Source organism: Sorangiineae bacterium MSr11954 (assembly GCA_037157815.1).
Lineage (GTDB): Bacteria > Myxococcota_A > Polyangia > Polyangiales > Polyangiaceae > Pendulispora > Pendulispora albinea.
In genome coordinates this window covers 11,440,386-11,456,348 of sequence record CP089984.1, presented here as the reverse complement: position 1 = coordinate 11,456,348, position 15,963 = coordinate 11,440,386, and the positions used below count along the sequence as shown (strand labels likewise).

At 66.1% G+C, this 15,963-nt stretch carries 12 protein-coding genes and 1 tRNA gene; 7 read left to right on the top strand and 6 right to left on the bottom strand.

The annotated features are described in order from the left end of the window. Positions 1-208: 208 nt before the first annotated feature. From LZC94_44950 to LZC94_44935, 4 genes are all read right to left on the bottom strand, one after another. Positions 209-1,237, bottom strand: a complete 1,029-nt coding sequence (locus LZC94_44950) for a GNAT family N-acetyltransferase (protein ID WXB14957.1) — start codon at positions 1,235-1,237, stop codon at positions 209-211. Further along, the gene (locus tag LZC94_44945) at positions 1,234-2,268 is read right to left on the bottom strand and encodes an LLM class flavin-dependent oxidoreductase (GenBank protein WXB14956.1); all 1,035 of its coding nucleotides are present in this window, start codon (positions 2,266-2,268) and stop codon (positions 1,234-1,236) included. Before LZC94_44945 ends, LZC94_44950 begins: the two co-directional genes overlap by 4 nt. A gap of 23 nt (positions 2,269-2,291) precedes the next feature. Continuing rightward, on the bottom strand, positions 2,292-2,969 hold the full coding sequence (locus LZC94_44940) for a metal-dependent hydrolase (protein WXB14955.1): 678 nt from the start codon (positions 2,967-2,969) through the stop codon (positions 2,292-2,294). Positions 2,970-3,099: 130 nt separating this feature from the next. Further along, positions 3,100-3,924, bottom strand: a complete 825-nt coding sequence (locus tag LZC94_44935) for an AraC family transcriptional regulator (protein WXB14954.1) — start codon at positions 3,922-3,924, stop codon at positions 3,100-3,102. A 118-nt stretch (positions 3,925-4,042) separates the two neighbouring features. On the opposite strand from LZC94_44935, the gene secA reads away from it, so the two are divergent. The 4 genes from secA to LZC94_44915 all read left to right on the top strand — a co-directional run bounded on the left by secA (position 4,043) and on the right by LZC94_44915 (position 10,080). Continuing rightward, entirely contained in the window at positions 4,043-7,129 is a 3,087-nt protein-coding gene (gene secA / locus LZC94_44930) for a preprotein translocase subunit SecA (protein ID WXB14953.1), read from the top strand. 189 nt (positions 7,130-7,318) lie between these two features. Continuing rightward, a complete protein-coding gene (locus LZC94_44925; protein WXB14952.1) occupies positions 7,319-7,852 on the top strand; it encodes a hypothetical protein in 534 nt (177 codons plus the stop codon). A gap of 2 nt (positions 7,853-7,854) precedes the next feature. Then, on the top strand, positions 7,855-8,571 hold the full coding sequence (locus LZC94_44920; GenBank protein WXB14951.1) for an SDR family NAD(P)-dependent oxidoreductase: 717 nt from the start codon (positions 7,855-7,857) through the stop codon (positions 8,569-8,571). A gap of 12 nt (positions 8,572-8,583) precedes the next feature. Further along, entirely contained in the window at positions 8,584-10,080 is a 1,497-nt protein-coding gene (locus LZC94_44915) for a hypothetical protein (GenBank protein ID WXB14950.1), read from the top strand. 157 nt (positions 10,081-10,237) lie between these two features. Here the strand turns inward: LZC94_44915 and LZC94_44910 are convergent, their stop codons facing one another. Continuing rightward, positions 10,238-11,122 carry a hypothetical protein gene (locus LZC94_44910; protein WXB14949.1) on the bottom strand — a complete coding sequence of 295 codons (885 nt, stop codon included), beginning with the start codon at positions 11,120-11,122 and terminating at the stop codon, positions 10,238-10,240. Between the two features lie 65 nt (positions 11,123-11,187). Here LZC94_44910 and LZC94_44905 point away from each other — a divergent pair. Beyond that, positions 11,188-11,261 (top strand) — tRNA-Arg (locus LZC94_44905). A 1,060-nt stretch (positions 11,262-12,321) separates the two neighbouring features. Continuing rightward, on the top strand, positions 12,322-13,755 hold the full coding sequence (locus tag LZC94_44900) for a right-handed parallel beta-helix repeat-containing protein (protein ID WXB14948.1): 1,434 nt from the start codon (positions 12,322-12,324) through the stop codon (positions 13,753-13,755). Positions 13,756-13,958: 203 nt separating this feature from the next. Here LZC94_44900 and LZC94_44895 read toward each other — a convergent pair whose 3' ends face one another. Further along, complete coding sequence (locus tag LZC94_44895; GenBank protein ID WXB14947.1) at positions 13,959-14,939, bottom strand: hypothetical protein; 981 nt, start codon at positions 14,937-14,939, stop codon at positions 13,959-13,961. 138 nt (positions 14,940-15,077) lie between these two features. Here LZC94_44895 and LZC94_44890 point away from each other — a divergent pair, with 138 nt between their 5' ends. Next, positions 15,078-15,941, top strand: a complete 864-nt coding sequence (locus LZC94_44890) for an SDR family oxidoreductase (protein ID WXB14946.1) — start codon at positions 15,078-15,080, stop codon at positions 15,939-15,941. Positions 15,942-15,963 lie beyond the last annotated feature (22 nt).

The window sequence follows — 15,963 nt, the reverse complement described above, 5'->3', positions numbered from 1 at the left end:
CGCGATGTCAAATCGGAAACATAATAATTGTGAGGGCCCAGGGCTGTGTGGTCAAAATACCCACACGCCCTGGCGTCACCGCGCAATTTTCGTGTTTTCGAGTGATGTGCGACCGGTACGCGGGCGGCGAGAGGGGGGTGGGGCCGGCCCGCGCCCGGACGCAAATGGCCATTCGGACGGCTTGGAACGACGTGCAGGCGGTAGTGCGTTAAGCGGTAAGCGATTTCTCCATGCAGATGCTGCAGGGAGAGCCGACATACTCACCGAAGAGGGGGATGCGGCGATACCCATTGCGCGCGTACAAAGCGAGGGCCTCCGACTGGCGTGTCCCGGTCTCGAGGACCATGCGTTTCACATGGAGGCTGGCGGCGTGCTCCTCCAGGGCGCGCAGAACACGCTTGGAGATGCCCAGCCCACGCCAGCGCGGCACCACGTACATTCGTTTCAACTCGGCGGAGGTTTCATCCATGGTCCGAAAGGCTCCACAGGCGACCGGTCGGCGATCGAGGTAAGCGATCACGAACGCACCGCGGGAGACGGCCACCTCCGAGGCCTCGAGCCGAAAGTGGTTGGCGCCCGGCTCGGGGTAGGCAGCGGCGAGCTCCCGATTGAGGCCACCGATGAGATCCTCGGCGTCCTTGGACCCGAGCTCCACGCGCTCGACGGCGAGGCCGGCCGATTCGGTGCACCATGCATGAATCGCGGGCCACACCTCGCGCACCGGCAGGAGATCCTGGGGCGGCAGATCGGCGCGCTGCAGGTGGCGCTCCCAATAGCCGACGTCGTGCCATTGGCCGAACTTCCAGCCCGCGCGGTGATACGTGCCGCAGCGCACGAAGCCGACGGCCGCGTGCAGGCGCTCGCTCGCGGGGTTCGGCGAGGTGATGCCGCCCAGCAAGGTGACATAGCCTTGCGCGCGAAGCGTAGGGAGCAAACGATCGTACAGCGCGCGCCCGAGGCCTCGCTCATGGCGCTGGGGATCGACGTAGACGGAGACCTCCGCCATCCACCGGTACGCGCCGCGCGCGCGGTGCGGCGCGCTCTTGGCGAAGCCGACCACCTTGCCGTTCTCGCGGGCGACGAGCCAAGGGTGGTATTCGCGGGTCGCCTGCCAGCTGGCGATCCACTCGGTCAGAGGCTCCTCGCCCGTCGCGAAGTTGGCGGTGGTGTTCGTCGCGGCCCAATTGGCCAGGGCCAAAATGGCGGGGACGTCGTCCAAGGTCGCGAGGTCGATCATGGCGCGCCTCCGCCTGGAGCCGCGAGACCGCACGCCTCCGCGACGAGCTGGTACGAGCGAAGGCGATCCTCGAAGTGCTCGGCGATGGTGACCAATGTCACCTCGTGCACGCGCCCGCCGGCGACCCGCCGCCGAAGCTCTTTGGCGATGTCTCGGCCGGTGCCGGCCATCACGGCGCTCCGTCGCGCGGCGATCTCGCGGAGCTCCGTCTCATCGTATCCGTCGTGTGCACCCGGGGCGGCGTTCGCGGTGGCGAGCGCCTCCGAGGTAGTTGGAAATGGAACGTTCATCTTTCGCAACGAGCTTTGAACAAGCCACGCCTCCGCAGGTGATCCAAGCGTGAGTGCTCGCTCCTCGCTATCGGCACAAATGACGAAAAGGGCAAGGTTGACGCGAGGTCGTTCGAGCCACTTGGAAGGTTCGAATGCGTGATGGTACGTGTCGATTGTTTCGTCCAAGTTGCGCGGCGCCAGAAATTGCCCCACCGCAAATGGGAGCCCGCGTTTGGCCGCCAAGAGCGCGCTCGCCGGCGACGTTCCCAAGACCCACGGGAGCGGCGCCGCCGGCACCACGGGCACCGCGCGAAACGCGTCGGGCGCGCCGGGGCCGAGGTAGCCTATGAGCTCGTCGATGCGCGCTTCGAACGGCGGCGATGACCGACTCGCGCGCAAGGCCAACGCCACCCGCGGCGGCGCGCCGGTGGTGCTGCCGAGGCCGAGATCGATGCGTCCGGGGAACATCGCCTCGAGCAAGTTGAATTGCTCGGCCACCTTGAGCGGCTGATAATGCCGGAGCAAGATGCCGCCCGCGCCCACCCGGATGCGCGAGGTGGCCGAGGCGATGCGCGCGATCAAAATCTCCGGCGACGCCGATCCGAACGCGCGGCTGCCATGGTGCTCCGAGACCCAAAAGCGGCGGTAGCCGAGCTTCTCCGCCTCGCACGCGAGCCGCACCGTGTTCTGCACGGCCACCACCGGCGATTGCCCCGCGAACACCGGCGACTGATCGAGGACATTGAGGACGAGCGACACGGCAAGCTACTGCACTACTACGACTACAGAAGCGACGGCGCGCCGGGCGTTAGAAATCGAACGCGCGCGTCGCCCTCGAACGCCTCGCGCACCTCGGACTCCGGGGACATGCCGGGAAATGTGCCGTAGTGCATCGGCACGATGATCCGCGGGTGAAAGTATTTGCGCACGGCGAGCGCGGCCGTCTTTGGATCGAGCCCCCAACGGGCGCCGCCGGCCTCCAGGAGAAGAATGTCCGGATGGTAAAGCTCCTCGATGAGCGCCATATCGCCAAAGAGCCACGTATCGCCCGTGTGGTAAAGCGTTCGCCCGTCGGCAAACCGAATCACGTACCCGAGGGGCCGCCCGCCCGGCTCGCTCGAGTGCATCGCGGGGACCGCGTAAATCGTGACGTCCCCCAACCGCGAAGGTCCGCCCACGTTGATGAGGTGCTGCTGCGGCTCGGGGATCTTCATCGCCCGAAGCTGCTCCCCCGTGCCCACCACCAGCGCCCCCGTCGCCTGCGCCAGGGCCGGTACATCCTGCGCATGATCCCCATGGGCGTGCGTGACCAAAATGGCGACCGGCTTCTCCCGCTCGTAACGCGCGACCTCCTTCCACTCGGCCGGCGTCTTGGGGTTCTCCTTGATCCACGGATCGAGGAGCAACCTCGTCCCCCCCGGCGAAACCACCTCGAACCCCGCGTGCCCCAACCACGTCACCCGAACCGCGGCCTTACTCCTTTCGGGAACACGAGCGGCACCACCAGCCCCCCCACACCCCAACTGCATGCAGCATACAACCATTCCTGCGGTCAAAACCGCCAACCCACGTCTTGCCATGCCCCCCCACCTAGCGCCGCCGCCGCGCCCGATCTTGGGCGTTCTTGACGAACCTCCCCGGCGTCACCCCCACGATCCGCGTGAAATGCCGGTGCAACTGGCTCTGATCGTACAACCCCACCTCCAGAGCCACCTCCGACGCGCGCCTCCCCGCCCCCAACAAAAGCCGCGCCCGCGCCACCCGCAAGTGCGTCAGATATTCGTACGGCGGCAGCCCATACTCGGCCCGAAACTCCCGCAACAGCGAGAACTTGTTGCGCCCGACCCGCACGGAGAGCTCGTCCAAGCTCACGTTGTCCTGCCAGTGCGCGTGCAAATACTCCCGCACCCGCGCCGCCGCACCACCCCCGCGATCCGCGCCCCGCGCCGCCCGCGCCACCCCCACCTCCCCATAGTCCGCCCAAATCGCCTCGAGCGCCTCCACCAGGAGCGACTCCGCCTCCAGCCGATCCGGCGCCGCCGCGCCAAGGCACGCGTGCAGCCGCAAACCAAGCCGCTCCGCCCGCCCATGTCCCTGGGTCACGGCCGCCGCAAAATGCGGAACGCCCTTCAACCCGAGCCCCCGCGCTACCCCCTCCACCAAGTCCGGCGACAGCGCCACGCTCTGCGCCGTCACCGGAGCGTGCACCCGCACGTCCCGATGGATCTCGCCGGGCTCCTTTAATTTCAGCCGTCCCGGCACGTGGGTCGCGACGTGCTTCCGGTACCAAAAGTCGAACGCCCCCTCGTAGACGAGCGAAAGGCCGTAGTGGGTCGAGTGGCCGATCCAAAGGTGCGTGTCGCCCTCCACGCGCGTCACCTCCACCCCGGGCAGCGGATGAGCTCGTAACTTCATGAGCGCCTCAACGTAGGGTCACATATGGCATCCAAGGGTCGACTTCCGTCACGATTGCTCGAACTACGCGGCGCCATGTTTGCAGTCGCGCGCGCGCGGGATTATGGGTACGCGTCCGATGTTTGCGTGGGCCCTCAAGAAAATCCTCGGTACCTCCCATGAGCGCGAAGTCAAACGGCTTAGGCCTCGCGTGGAAGCCATTAATGCTCTCGAGCCTGCCATCAAGAAACTGAGCGACGCAGAGCTCAGGGCAAAAACCTTCGAGTTCAAGGAAAAGCTCGAGAACGGAGCCACGCTCGACGACATTTTGCACGAAGCGTTCGCGGTCGCGCGCGAGGCCGGCTGGCGCGCCCTCAAGATGCGCCACTTCGATGTGCAGTTGATCGGAGGCATGGTGCTGCACGGCGGCAACATCGCCGAGATGCGCACCGGCGAGGGCAAGACCTTGGTCGCCACCTTGCCGTGTTACCTCAACGCGCTCGAAGGCCGCGGGGTGCACGTCGTCACGGTCAACGACTACCTGGCCAAGCGCGACTCGGAGTGGATGGGGAAGCTCTACGGATTCCTCGGCCTCACCACCGGCGTGGTCGTGCACTCGCAGAACGACGTGGACAAGAAGCGGGCGTACCGCGCGGACATCACCTACGGCCAGAACAACGAGTTCGGCTTCGACTACCTGCGCGACAACATGAAGTTCAGCGCGCTCGAGTACGCGCAGCGCGAGCTCAACTTCGCCATCGTCGACGAGGTCGACTCCATCCTCATCGACGAGGCCCGCACGCCGCTCATCATCAGCGGCCAGCAAGAGGCCTCCAGCCAGAAGTACCGCACGATCAACGAGGTCATCCCGCGCCTGCGCAAGGACGAGCACTACCTGGTCGACGAGAAGCAGCACAGCGTGACCTTGACCGACGAAGGCGTCGAGCAAGCGCAAAAGCTGATGGGCATCTCCAACCTGTACGACCCGGTCAACCTCGAGTCGCTGCACATCTTGAATCAGTGCTTGCGCGCGCACGCCCTCTACAAGCGCGACGTGAATTACCTGGTGGCCGACGACGGCAAAGTCCTCATCATCGACGAGTTCACCGGGCGCGTGCTCCCGGGCCGTCGCTGGTCGGACGGTCTGCACCAGGCGGTGGAGGCCAAGGAGAACGTGCGGATCCAGGAAGAGACCCGCACGATGGCGACCATCACCTTCCAGAACCTGTTCCGCCTCTACAGGAAGCTCGGGGGGATGACCGGTACGGCCGACACCGAGGCCTCCGAGTTCCACTCGACCTACAAGCTGAACGTCATCCAGATCCCCACGAACAAGGCCATTTTGCGCGAGGACGGCGAGGACCTGGTCTACAAGACCGAGCGCGAGAAGTTTACGGCCGTGGCGGGCGAGATCGAGGAGCTCTACAAGAACGGGCAGCCCGTCTTGGTCGGAACGACCAGCGTGGAGAAGAGCAACGCCATCGCGGCCATCCTCAAGAAGAAGAAGATCCCGCACGCGGTCCTCAACGCCAAGCAGCACGAGAAGGAGGCGTACGTGGTCGCGCAGGCCGGTCGCAAAGGGGCCATCACGGTCTCCACGAACATGGCCGGACGCGGCACGGACATCATCCTGGGCGGCAACCCGGAGATGCTCGCGAAGCTGGAGTTCCGCGAGCTCGGCAAGGATCCGGACGCCGAGCCCGAGGAGTTCGCGACCTTGGTCGCCAAGTACGAAGTGTCGTGCAAGAAGGAAGGCGACGAGGTGCGCGCGGCCGGCGGTCTGCACATCCTCGGCACCGAGCGTCACGAGTCGCGGCGCATCGACAATCAGCTGCGCGGGCGCGCGGGGCGCCAAGGCGATCCGGGCTCCAGCCGCTTCTATCTGTCGCTCGAAGACGATTTGATGCGCATCTTCGGCGGCGAGCGGGTGAAGGCGCTCATGGAGCGCATGGGCATGCCGGACGACGAGCCGATCGAGCACCCCTGGGTGAGCAAGTCGATCAGCGATGCGCAGTCCAAGGTCGAGGGCCGCAACTTCGACATCCGCAAGAACCTGCTCGAGTACGACGACGTGATGAGCGAGCAGCGCAAGACGGTCTACAAAGTCCGCCAGCAGCTGCTCATCGGCCGCTACACGCCCGAAAAGGTGGACGACGACGGCAAGCCCACCGGCAAGCTCCGGGTCATCGAGCCGCTCGACCGCCTGCGAAACGACGTCAAAGACGCCATCCGCGACATGCTGCTCCACTACGGCACCTCCACGGCGCCCGGCGGCGGCGGCAAGCCCGAGTCGATCGAGGCCATCAAGGAGCTGTACGAGCTCGGGAGCCTGCAGGAAGACATCTACAACTACTGGGGCTACAAGTTCGAGTACCGCGAGAGCGACGCGCAGAAGCCGCAGAAGGTCTACGAGCGGCTGCTCGACGAGATCCCGCGCAGCTTGACGGAGCAGCGCGAGCGGCTGCTCGACCTCATGGACGGCATCATCGCGGCCATCATCGAGGAGAGCTGCCCCTCCAACGTCCCGCCCGAAGACTGGAAGTGGGACGACGTGGCCGAAGGCTTCCGCGATCACTTCATGATCAAGCCGAAGGACTACGAGCACGCGCACGACGCGGAGGACCTCGCGCACCGCCTCTACGATCAGGCGCAGGCGGCGCTCGAGGCCAAGGAGAAGGACTTCGGCACCGAGCTGCTGCTCAAGCTATTCCGCCATTATTACCTAACCGAGATCGACCGCGCGTGGGTCGAGCACCTCACGAACATGGAGCACCTGCGCGACGGCATCGGCCTGCGCGGCTACGGCCAGCGCGATCCGAAGCAGGAGTACAAGAAGGAGGGCTACGACATCTTCGTGACGATGATGGCGCAGATCAGCTCCAACGTCGCCACCAACCTGTTCCAAGCCCAAGTGCGCCGCGAAGCCGACGTCGAGCAAATGGCGCGCGAGGAGCACGAGCGGCACGAAGCGCAGCTCCGCGACGCCATCACGCGCCACGGCTCCGAGATCGATCCCGGCACCGATCAAGACGATCCGGCCGCGCAGCCCGCCCGCGCCCCCGTGCGCAGGCCGCAGCAGGCCCGCGTCGTTCAGCCGGTCCAGCGCTCGGGGCCGAAGATCGGTCGCAACGATCCTTGCCCGTGCGGCAGCGGGCAAAAATTCAAGAAGTGCCACGGCGCGGCCCTCGAAGAAGAGGGCGCGGATCAGGACGACGCCAACGCATAGTTTCCGCGCACACGGGCCCGTGACACTCCGGCCTGGCGGCCGTCGCGGGTCTCTTCGAGGCTCCTGTTTCCGTTCCGACTTCGGGGAGGAGATCGGGAACGGGGGTCGCGAAGACCGCCGCGGAGACGGGAACGGTAAGCTCGCGCGAGGTTTTTTGAAGGGCCTCGCGATCAGCGGTACAGTGGGGGCATGACAAGCGTAAAGCATCGCGCCATCGTGCTCGCTGTTTCTTGTTTCTCGGCTTTCGCGGTGCTCGGCGGCGGTCTCGCCGGCTGCGACAGTGGCGGTGGGGCCAAAGCCGCAAACATCACCCCCGGGGAGATGCCGGCGGGGGAATCGTGGACCGGTGTGTATTACCACCCGGTCTTCGGCTACCTGCACATGGTGGAGACCGACGCGTCGGTGGTCGGGCGCTGGAAGCGCACGGACCAGAGTCGGTGGGGTGAGCTGTCCGGAACGAAATCGGGGAACGTGCTCCACTTCACGTGGAAGGAGCACACCTACGGGATGGTCGGCCCCTCGTCCGAGCGCAAAGGGCGCGGCGTCTTCGTCTACAAGCTCAACTCCGACAAGACCCCGACCCTCGACGGCCAATACGGCAACGACGACAACGAGACGGGCGGCGAGTGGAGCAACGTTAAGCAGGCCCGCATGCAGCCCGACTTGAAGTCCATCGGAGGGACCGCGCCCGAGGAAGCGGTTCGTCCGGGGGGGCTGGAGTGACCATGAGCACCGGCAACGTCACCGTGGTCACGGGCGCGGCGGGCGCCCTGGGCTCCGCGCTCACGCGGCACTTGGCCAAGAGCGGTCACCGCGTGGTGGCGCTCGATCGCAAGGAGATGGAGGGGCCTCTGCGCGTGCTGGAGAAGGAGCTCGCGTCCTCCGTGCTCAGCCTGGTCACCGACGTGGCGCTGGAGAGCGACTGGAACGCGACCCTCGCCCACGCGGCGGCCAAATTCAGCGCGCCCACGGGCGCGGTGCTCACGGCCGGCGGATGGAGCGGCGGCTCGCCGATCCATGCTTCGCAGGGCGACGCCGTATGGGATTCGATGCTGCAGAGCAACTTGGAGACCGTGTACCGCGGCTTGCGCGCGCTCTTGCCGGGCATGGTGGCCCAGGGGCGCGGCAGCATCGTGGTGATCGGCGCGCGCGGGGCCGTGCGGCCCGAGGCCAGCGCAGGGGCGGCGGCGTATGCGGCGTCGAAGGCGGCCGTGGTGTCCTTGGCGCAGACGGTGGCCGAGGAGGTGCGGACCTCGGGCGTGCGCGTGAACGCGGTGCTGCCGAGCATCATCGACACACCGGGCAACCGCGCGGGCATGCCGGACGCCGATCCGTCCAAGTGGGTCTCGACCGAGTCGCTCGCCGGCGTCATCGCATTTCTGCTCTCGGACCTGGCGCGCGACATCTCGGGCGCGCTGCTCCCCGTGTACGGTCAGTCGTAACGCAGGCGCGCGATGCCGGTATCCTCTGCGCAGGCGCGCGACCCGGCCATCGTAGGCTCCTTGGGGGGGCTTCTGCTCAGCACCGTGCGCGCGGCCTCGCCGATGATGATCGTGCGCACCTTGCGCTGGTGCCGCGATCTGGAGCGGCTGGGGGTGCACCTGCCGCTCTTTCTGGTGCACGACATCGGCTTGCTCTACGCGGCGCCCAAGGAGCAGTTGGTGCTCGGCCCCCGCTCCGGAACGGAGGCGCTCATCGCCAAGACGCCGGCCTTGGCCGCGCTCTGGCCCACGTACGCCAGCATCGTGGCGGAGATCTGGCAGAGCGAGGCGAGCCAAAAGGCGCGTTCGATGCGGCTCGGCGATGAGCTGGTGGTGGTGCTGCTGGCGCGCGTGCTGGGGGCGGTCACCCTGCGCGTGGGCCGCAAGGCGCCCTACCCGGCCACCGTTCCGCTCGATCCGGAGATGGTGCGCGATCTCGATCCGCAGCTGCCGGGCCTGTTCGCGGCCGCGCCGCGCACCTTCGAGACGGCCATCCTGGAGGCGCTCGCCCGCGCCCGGCTCCATGTGCTCACCATGGCCGACGCGCTCGATCTCGATACGTTGCGCCTGCTCGGCATGCTGGGCCCCGAATCGACCACCGCGGGCGCGCTGGCCCACGTGGATTTGCTGGCGGCGATGTCGAGCCCTTCGGCCAACGACATCGTGAACTTTTCGCTCGAGCTCCTCCCGAGCGTGCTGGAGACGCGGCGCACGCAATCGACGGGGACGCAAGCCGTCCACGGCTACGCCGGCATCGGGAACAAAGGGTCGATCGACTCGCTGGTGCTGACGGAGCTGGCGTGGGAGCCGGAGGAGTTCTCGCGGCGCATGCTCGAGAACGAAATATTGTATTTTACACGCGAACAGACGTCCGAGGACGCGCGGCGGCTGCACTATTTGCTGATCGATGCCTCCGCGTCGATGCGCGGCGATCGGCAGGTGTTCGCGCGGGGGCTGGCGATCGCGCTGGGGAAAAAGCTGCAGCTGGCGGGCGAAGACGTGTGGATGCGCTTCTTCGACTCGCGCCTCTACGATGTGCAGCGTCCGCGGCCGGGGCAGCTGCCGGTGGCCTACTTACTCGGCTTCAAGGGGGAGCGGGGGCGCAACCCGGCGCGCGTGTTCGCGCAGCTGGCGACGGAGATCGCGCTCTTGCGCGCGCGCGATCAGCGCGATCCGGTGATTCACCTCATTACGCACGCGGCGCTGCACGTGCCGCGGGCGCTGGTGGCGGAGATCCGCAAGCAGGCGCACCTGTCGGGCGTGTTCATTCTGCCGAGCGGCGGCGTTCTGGATCTGGACTACCTCGATCTGCTCGAAGGGCACACCGTGGTGGACCACGCGACCTTGCAGCAGAAGAACGCACGCGCCGCCGCCGCGACGAAGATCGTGGACGATGCGGCCCGCTTGAACGAGCGGGTGAGTGTGCATCCGTCGGCGCCGTCGGCCAGCGGCAGGCACGACGGGTCGTGACATCGCGCGAGAGGCGCGCGAACGAGCGGGCCGTGTGCCGGCGGCGACCGGCACGCGACGCGCTTGAGCGTGCTCCTCGCGCTCGAGCGTGTTCCTCCGAGCGAAGCGGCGCGCTCTCGCGGGAGCCAAACCACGACGGGCATGCGTCTGCGACGAATCAGCGGCTCTTCTTGCCGCGGCCGCGCGTCTTGCCGACGAACGTCTTGGGATCGCGGCGCGGCGGCGCGGACGACGCGAGGAGATCGGCGACGCGCGCGACCTCTTCGCGGTAGCGCCCCTTCAAGCGTGGGGCGCCGACGTTCTTCTCGATGATCTCGCGCAGCGCGGGATCGGTGGTGAGCGCAATCCAGCGCGCGAGGGTGTCGAAGATGGGAACGCCGAATCGGATGGCGAGCACGCTGGGCACCGTCGACAGAGCTTCGACCAGCGCCTTGAAGCCCGGGTAGCGGCTGGCGGAGCGACTGGCTTCGCGCGCGAGGTCGAAGGCGCGATCGAGCACGGCGATGACCGCTTCGGGCTCGTGCAGCTGCGAGAGCCAGCGCATGTCGGCCATGGCTTCGAGCACGGCGGCGGCGTGAAAGTAGCCGTCGAGCCAGGGAGATAGCTCGTCGAGCACGGCGCCGCCCTGGCTTGCACCTACATCGACCAAGGCGAGCGAGACCATTTTTCGGACGCGCCAGCGCAAATCCTCGGCGCAATCGTGAAGGACGCCCAAGAGCCGGGGCCGCGCCTTGGGGTCTTTGGCGGCCCGCGCACCGAGCGCGGCCACACCGCACATGGGGAGGAACTCCAGCTCCGTGCCGCCCGGTGCGCTGTCGGCATCGAGGGTGGCCATCGTCAAAATGACATCGTCCGCTGCCTTGCCGCGGGAGGCACAAAGGCTGGCAAAAATGCCGGCAAATTCGAGGTTGGCTTCGGGGCCGGGGAGACGCGAACCGCGCGTCAACCGGTCGTAAAGCGGGCGGGGCTCACCTTTTTGTGCCTGGTCGAGCGCCACCGCCAGGGCGTCTTCAGGCGTGCTTCCTTTGGGGCTTTGGGTCACGGGGAGCGAGACCTTACTAAAGCTTCTGGCGCTGTGCACCGTACCGCGATAAGTGATGACACCGTGCGCCCGTAGCTCAGTTGGATAGAGCGGCGGCCTTCTAAGCCGTTGGTCGCAGGTTCGAGTCCTGCCGGGCGCGCTGAAGCTTTGCTCCGGCGCTGCGCGGAAGGATTGCCGATCACGATCGGTCGTCCCCAACGAACCTGCGAGGGAACGGGCGTGCAAATCCTGCCGGACAGGGGTTGCCCTTGGCGGGCGCGTCGGTGACGGCGCGGATGTCGTTCGCCGGAGCGCGCGGGATTCGGGGACCTCGCGCGCGGTGCTCCGGGCGATGGGCGCGAGGTTCGGAGGTGTCCCGGTGATCCCTGGGTGGGAGGGCTGGATTCGCAGTGGGAACTGCGAAGGGTGCTAATTGGCATATAGGTGGTCGATATCGACACACCGTGCGTGATCGCGAAGTTCGCATACACGGGATCGCGGCGACACATCGAGGGCCACCCCGTGCTTCGTACGTGCCATTTCGACCGGCAGCTCCACGGAGCTCTTGCGAGTGTGTGATTGCGACGAGGAGATTGCATTTTCGATTTCATCGTTCGCGGGCGCCGACGGAAAATTTCATGGACTCTACGGAGCGCGGTCGATGACGTGGACGACGCGGCGGTCGACGTGGCCACCGACGCGTTCACCGCCGGACTGGCCGCGCGGATCGCTGTCAAGAAGTTGTCGACGCAACAAAATCGAGGCCCGCAGCGTCTTGCGCCACGATGGCGCGGGGGGCTTTGCGCTCCGAGGTGAGCGCGTGAGTCGTCTCGAGGGAAGTCGCGCAGCTCGGGGGGAGGAGCACCGCGGACGGATCATTTTCATCATTCGCGATTGCCCTCGAGTGACGATTAGCTGGAATGGGGTGCGCAGGGCACGGATGGCCCGAACAATCGAAATTTCCGACTTTCGTTGCTTGCAACCATAGCCGAAACGTCATATTGCCCTAATGATCGCGGTCGCCAGCGCGTAGCGTCTCGCTATGCAACTTTCCGTCATCGAACGACGACGGGGAGCTGCGCTGTGCGACTACATCCCATTCGAAAGGTCTATGCATGCACTCGAGAGCCGTTGTATCCATTGCCTCCCTTCCGTTGTTGGCTTTGGTCGCTTGCAGCATCGATTCAAATTCGAACCAAACCCCCGGCGCGCCGTCGAACGTGAGCAGCGAGCTTGCTGCCCCCACGTCGCCGCCCGCAGCCATCTGTGGAAACACCTCCCTCCTCAGCGGGCCTTCCACGCCACCCACCGGCGCTGTCGTCGTCTCCACCAACCAGCGCCTCGACGCGGTCGTCGATAGCCATCCGCGCGGGACCACGTACTGGCTCGCCCCCGGTGTCCACACCTTACGCGCTGGAAATTACGCGCAGGTCACCCCCAAGGACGGCGACGTCTTCGTCGGGGCCCCGGGCGCGATCCTCGATGGTCGGCACGACAACCAATACGCATTCGGAGGTCACGCGAAGAATGTAGTCATTCGTTACTTGACCATTCAAAATTTCGGTGTCGCGAGAGGCAACAACAACGAGGGCGTCGTCAACCACGACGCGGCGGACGGCTGGATCATCGAGTACGCCACCGTCAAGCAGAACGCCGGCGCCGGTGTGTTCATGGGGAACAACGACGTCATACGGTACTCGTGCCTCAAGGACAACGGCCAATATGGCTTTAGCGCCTATCGTGACGATGGCGTGGTGAACTTGACACTCGATCACAACGAGATCAGCGGCAACAACGTCGACGAGTGGGAGAGGACCCCTGGCAAGCCGGAGGAGCCAACCTGGTGCGGATGCACGGGAGGCGGAAAATTCTGGGCCGTCAAGGGCGCCAAGGTGACGAACAACTGGGTCCACGACAACCGGAGCATCGGGCTGTGGGCGGACACGAACGACGTCGACTTCCTCTTCGAGGGCAACTACATCTCCGGAAACCGCGACGCCGGCATCATGTACGAGATCAGCTACAATGCCACGATCCGAAACAACACGTTCACGCGCAACGGTCTCGAAGAAGGCCCCAAGCAGACGGACTTCCCACTAGGCGCCATCTACTTGTCGGAGGCGGGCGGAGACGCACGCGTCGGCGGGCCCTCCACCTTGGAAATTGCCAACAACGTCTTCATCGACAACTGGGGCGGCGTCGTCCTCTTCGAGAACGCCGACCGCTTTTGCAACTCGCCTGCCAACACCAGCAGCGGAGACTGCACCCTCGTCGGCGGCGCGACCCTTCGCACCTGTTCGAAGGGCACCATCGAGAAGGAGCCGTACAAATCGGACTGCCGCTGGAAGACACAGAACGTCGCCGTTCACGACAACTCCTTCCGTCTCACGCCGGCCAACGTCCCCGGGTGCGCGGCCAGCGAGCTTTGCGCAGTGCAAGGCCTGTTCTCCAATTGGGGAACCTACCCCGATTGGTCGCCTTACAAGGCGGACATGATCATGAACGACATCACCTTCAAACAAAACAACGTATTCGCCCGCAACGAATACGTCGGTCCGTGGAAATTCATGCCCTACGACCAAAGCGGAACGATCGACTTCGCCACCTGGCAGAAAGCTCCGTACAATCAGGACAAGGGCAGCACCCGCCGCTAGCACGCGGCGTTTAGCCGTTTTGGGTTAGCCGGCTCCGTCGAATTGGTTTCGGCTGGCCGGTTTCGGCTGGCTGGCTTCGGCCACCCACACCGGACGCGTGTATGCCCGCCTGGCGAGGTTCAAATGGACCTCTGCGAGGCGGGCACGTGCGCGCGGGCGAGCGTCTATTCAACCGATGCGCGGTGGGCGAGCGCTGACCCGGGTCAAATGAAGTGATGCGAGGCGGGCAAGAGTGCGTTCATTCGTGCGATATCGTTCGCCAGATCTGCCAGGCGCGCGGCGCGTTGCGCGTTCGAGGAAAAAGGAATACGTGCCATCTCGTCGGTGGCCGCGCGCGCGACGGGAAGCATCTCTTCGGCTGCGAGGACGCCGCACGCATGGGCAGCAACCGCGGCGCCCGTGTATGTGTCGAAGAGGTGGATGCGACGGTCGCCGAGCTCGCGGCGCCGTGGCTCGGGCGTCGCCACCACGTCGTGAATGAACACGGCGCGCACGGACTCCGAAGGGTGTGCCAAGAGCTTCTCGCCGAATGCTATGTCGCCCTGACCGCTGTCGCCGATGAACACGAAGCGATGATCGGGATATAGCGCGTGAAACTGAACGAAATTTTCATACTTCTGCGCCGCGATGCGGTCGTTGCCGACCAAATGCGAGAACGCGCCGCATAGAACCGTGCACTTGTCGATGCCGCGCTTGCGCAGCGAGGCGAGCGCCGCGCTCTCCACGAGACCACCGCGATCGCCCGGACGCGCCGAGACGAAAACCAAGCCGCCGCCCAGCGCGCGATAAAAGGCAATCACCCCCGGGTACACCGTCTTCTTGGGATAGCGGCGGTCTTTCCAGTTCGCGTAAAACGTGTCGTCGATGTCGCTCAGCGTTTTGAAGCCGTACGTCGATCGCGCAGCCGCCTCGGCACGAAAGTGTGCCAAGATCTCGGCCCGGATGGCGCCATCGTCGATGTCGTGAAACACGAGTTGATGCAAATCCCGGTAGCTCGTGCCCGAGTCGATGGCATCCTTCAGCGCCGCGAGCGCGTCGCCCGTGGTGGCCAGAAAGATATCGCGAATGGCCCGCTCGTCCGCGTACCAAGTGGGACCGCGCTGCAGCTCGCCGATCCTCCGCGCACGCGCGGCCACGTCGGAGTCGTTCGCGTCCCTCGGGCCCGTCGCGTCCATTCCGTCCATCGCACCTTATCGTAGCTCCTCTCGAGCCGGGGGGTGTCCGGGACACCCCATTAACTGTCCGGGACACCTCGCATATGGCGAAATAATGCGGATTTCTTGCCGAGAAGACGTGGTATTGCCCGTGCAATTCGCCGGGGGATGACGACGAACCTCGATCCGAGCGATCCCCGTGCGTGGCTGCGGGGATCGATGTGGCAAGACGCGCCGTTCTCCATGTCGGTGATGCTGCCGAATGCTAGAAGGTGGAGCATGAAGCCGGCGCAGGTGATGATCGTGACGGGCGCGAGCCGGGGGATCGGCGCAGCCACCGCGCGGCGTGCGGCAAGCCTCGGCTACGCCGTTGCCGTGAACTTCGCGCGCGATCACGACGCGGCCGCGCGGATCGCGGGCGAGCTCGTAGCGCTGGGTGCGCCCGCCATCGCCGTACGCGCCGACATCACCCGCGAAGACGACGTGCGAAAGCTCTTCGACACGGTCGATGACGAGCTAGGGCCCGTCCAAGTGCTGATCAACAACGCCGGCGTGGTCGATCGACAAAGCCGGGTGGATGCGATGGATCGCGAGCGCCTGGTGCGCATGTTCTCCATCAACGTGGTGGGGAGCTTCCTCTGCGCGCGCGAAGCCATCCGCCGCATGTCCACACGTTACGGCGGTGCAGGCGGCAGCATCGTCAACGTCTCCTCGGCGGCCGCGCGGCTCGGGTCCCCGGGCGAGTACGTGGACTACGCGGCAGCCAAAGCCGCCATCGATACGTTCACCCTCGGCCTCGCGCGCGAGGTCGCCGGCGAGGGCATCCGGGTAAACGCCGTGCGCCCCGGCATCATCCGCACCGAGATTCATGCGAGCGGCGGAGATCCAGGTCGCGCCGAGCGCCTCGGACCGGCCCTGCCGATGCAGCGCGCGGGCACCGCCGAAGAAGTGGCGGAGGCCATCGTTTGGCTGGCGTCACCCGCCGCGTCGTACACCACGGGCGCCATCTTGGACGTGGCGGGCGGTCGATGATCGCCGGCGCGAGCGCGGGCCG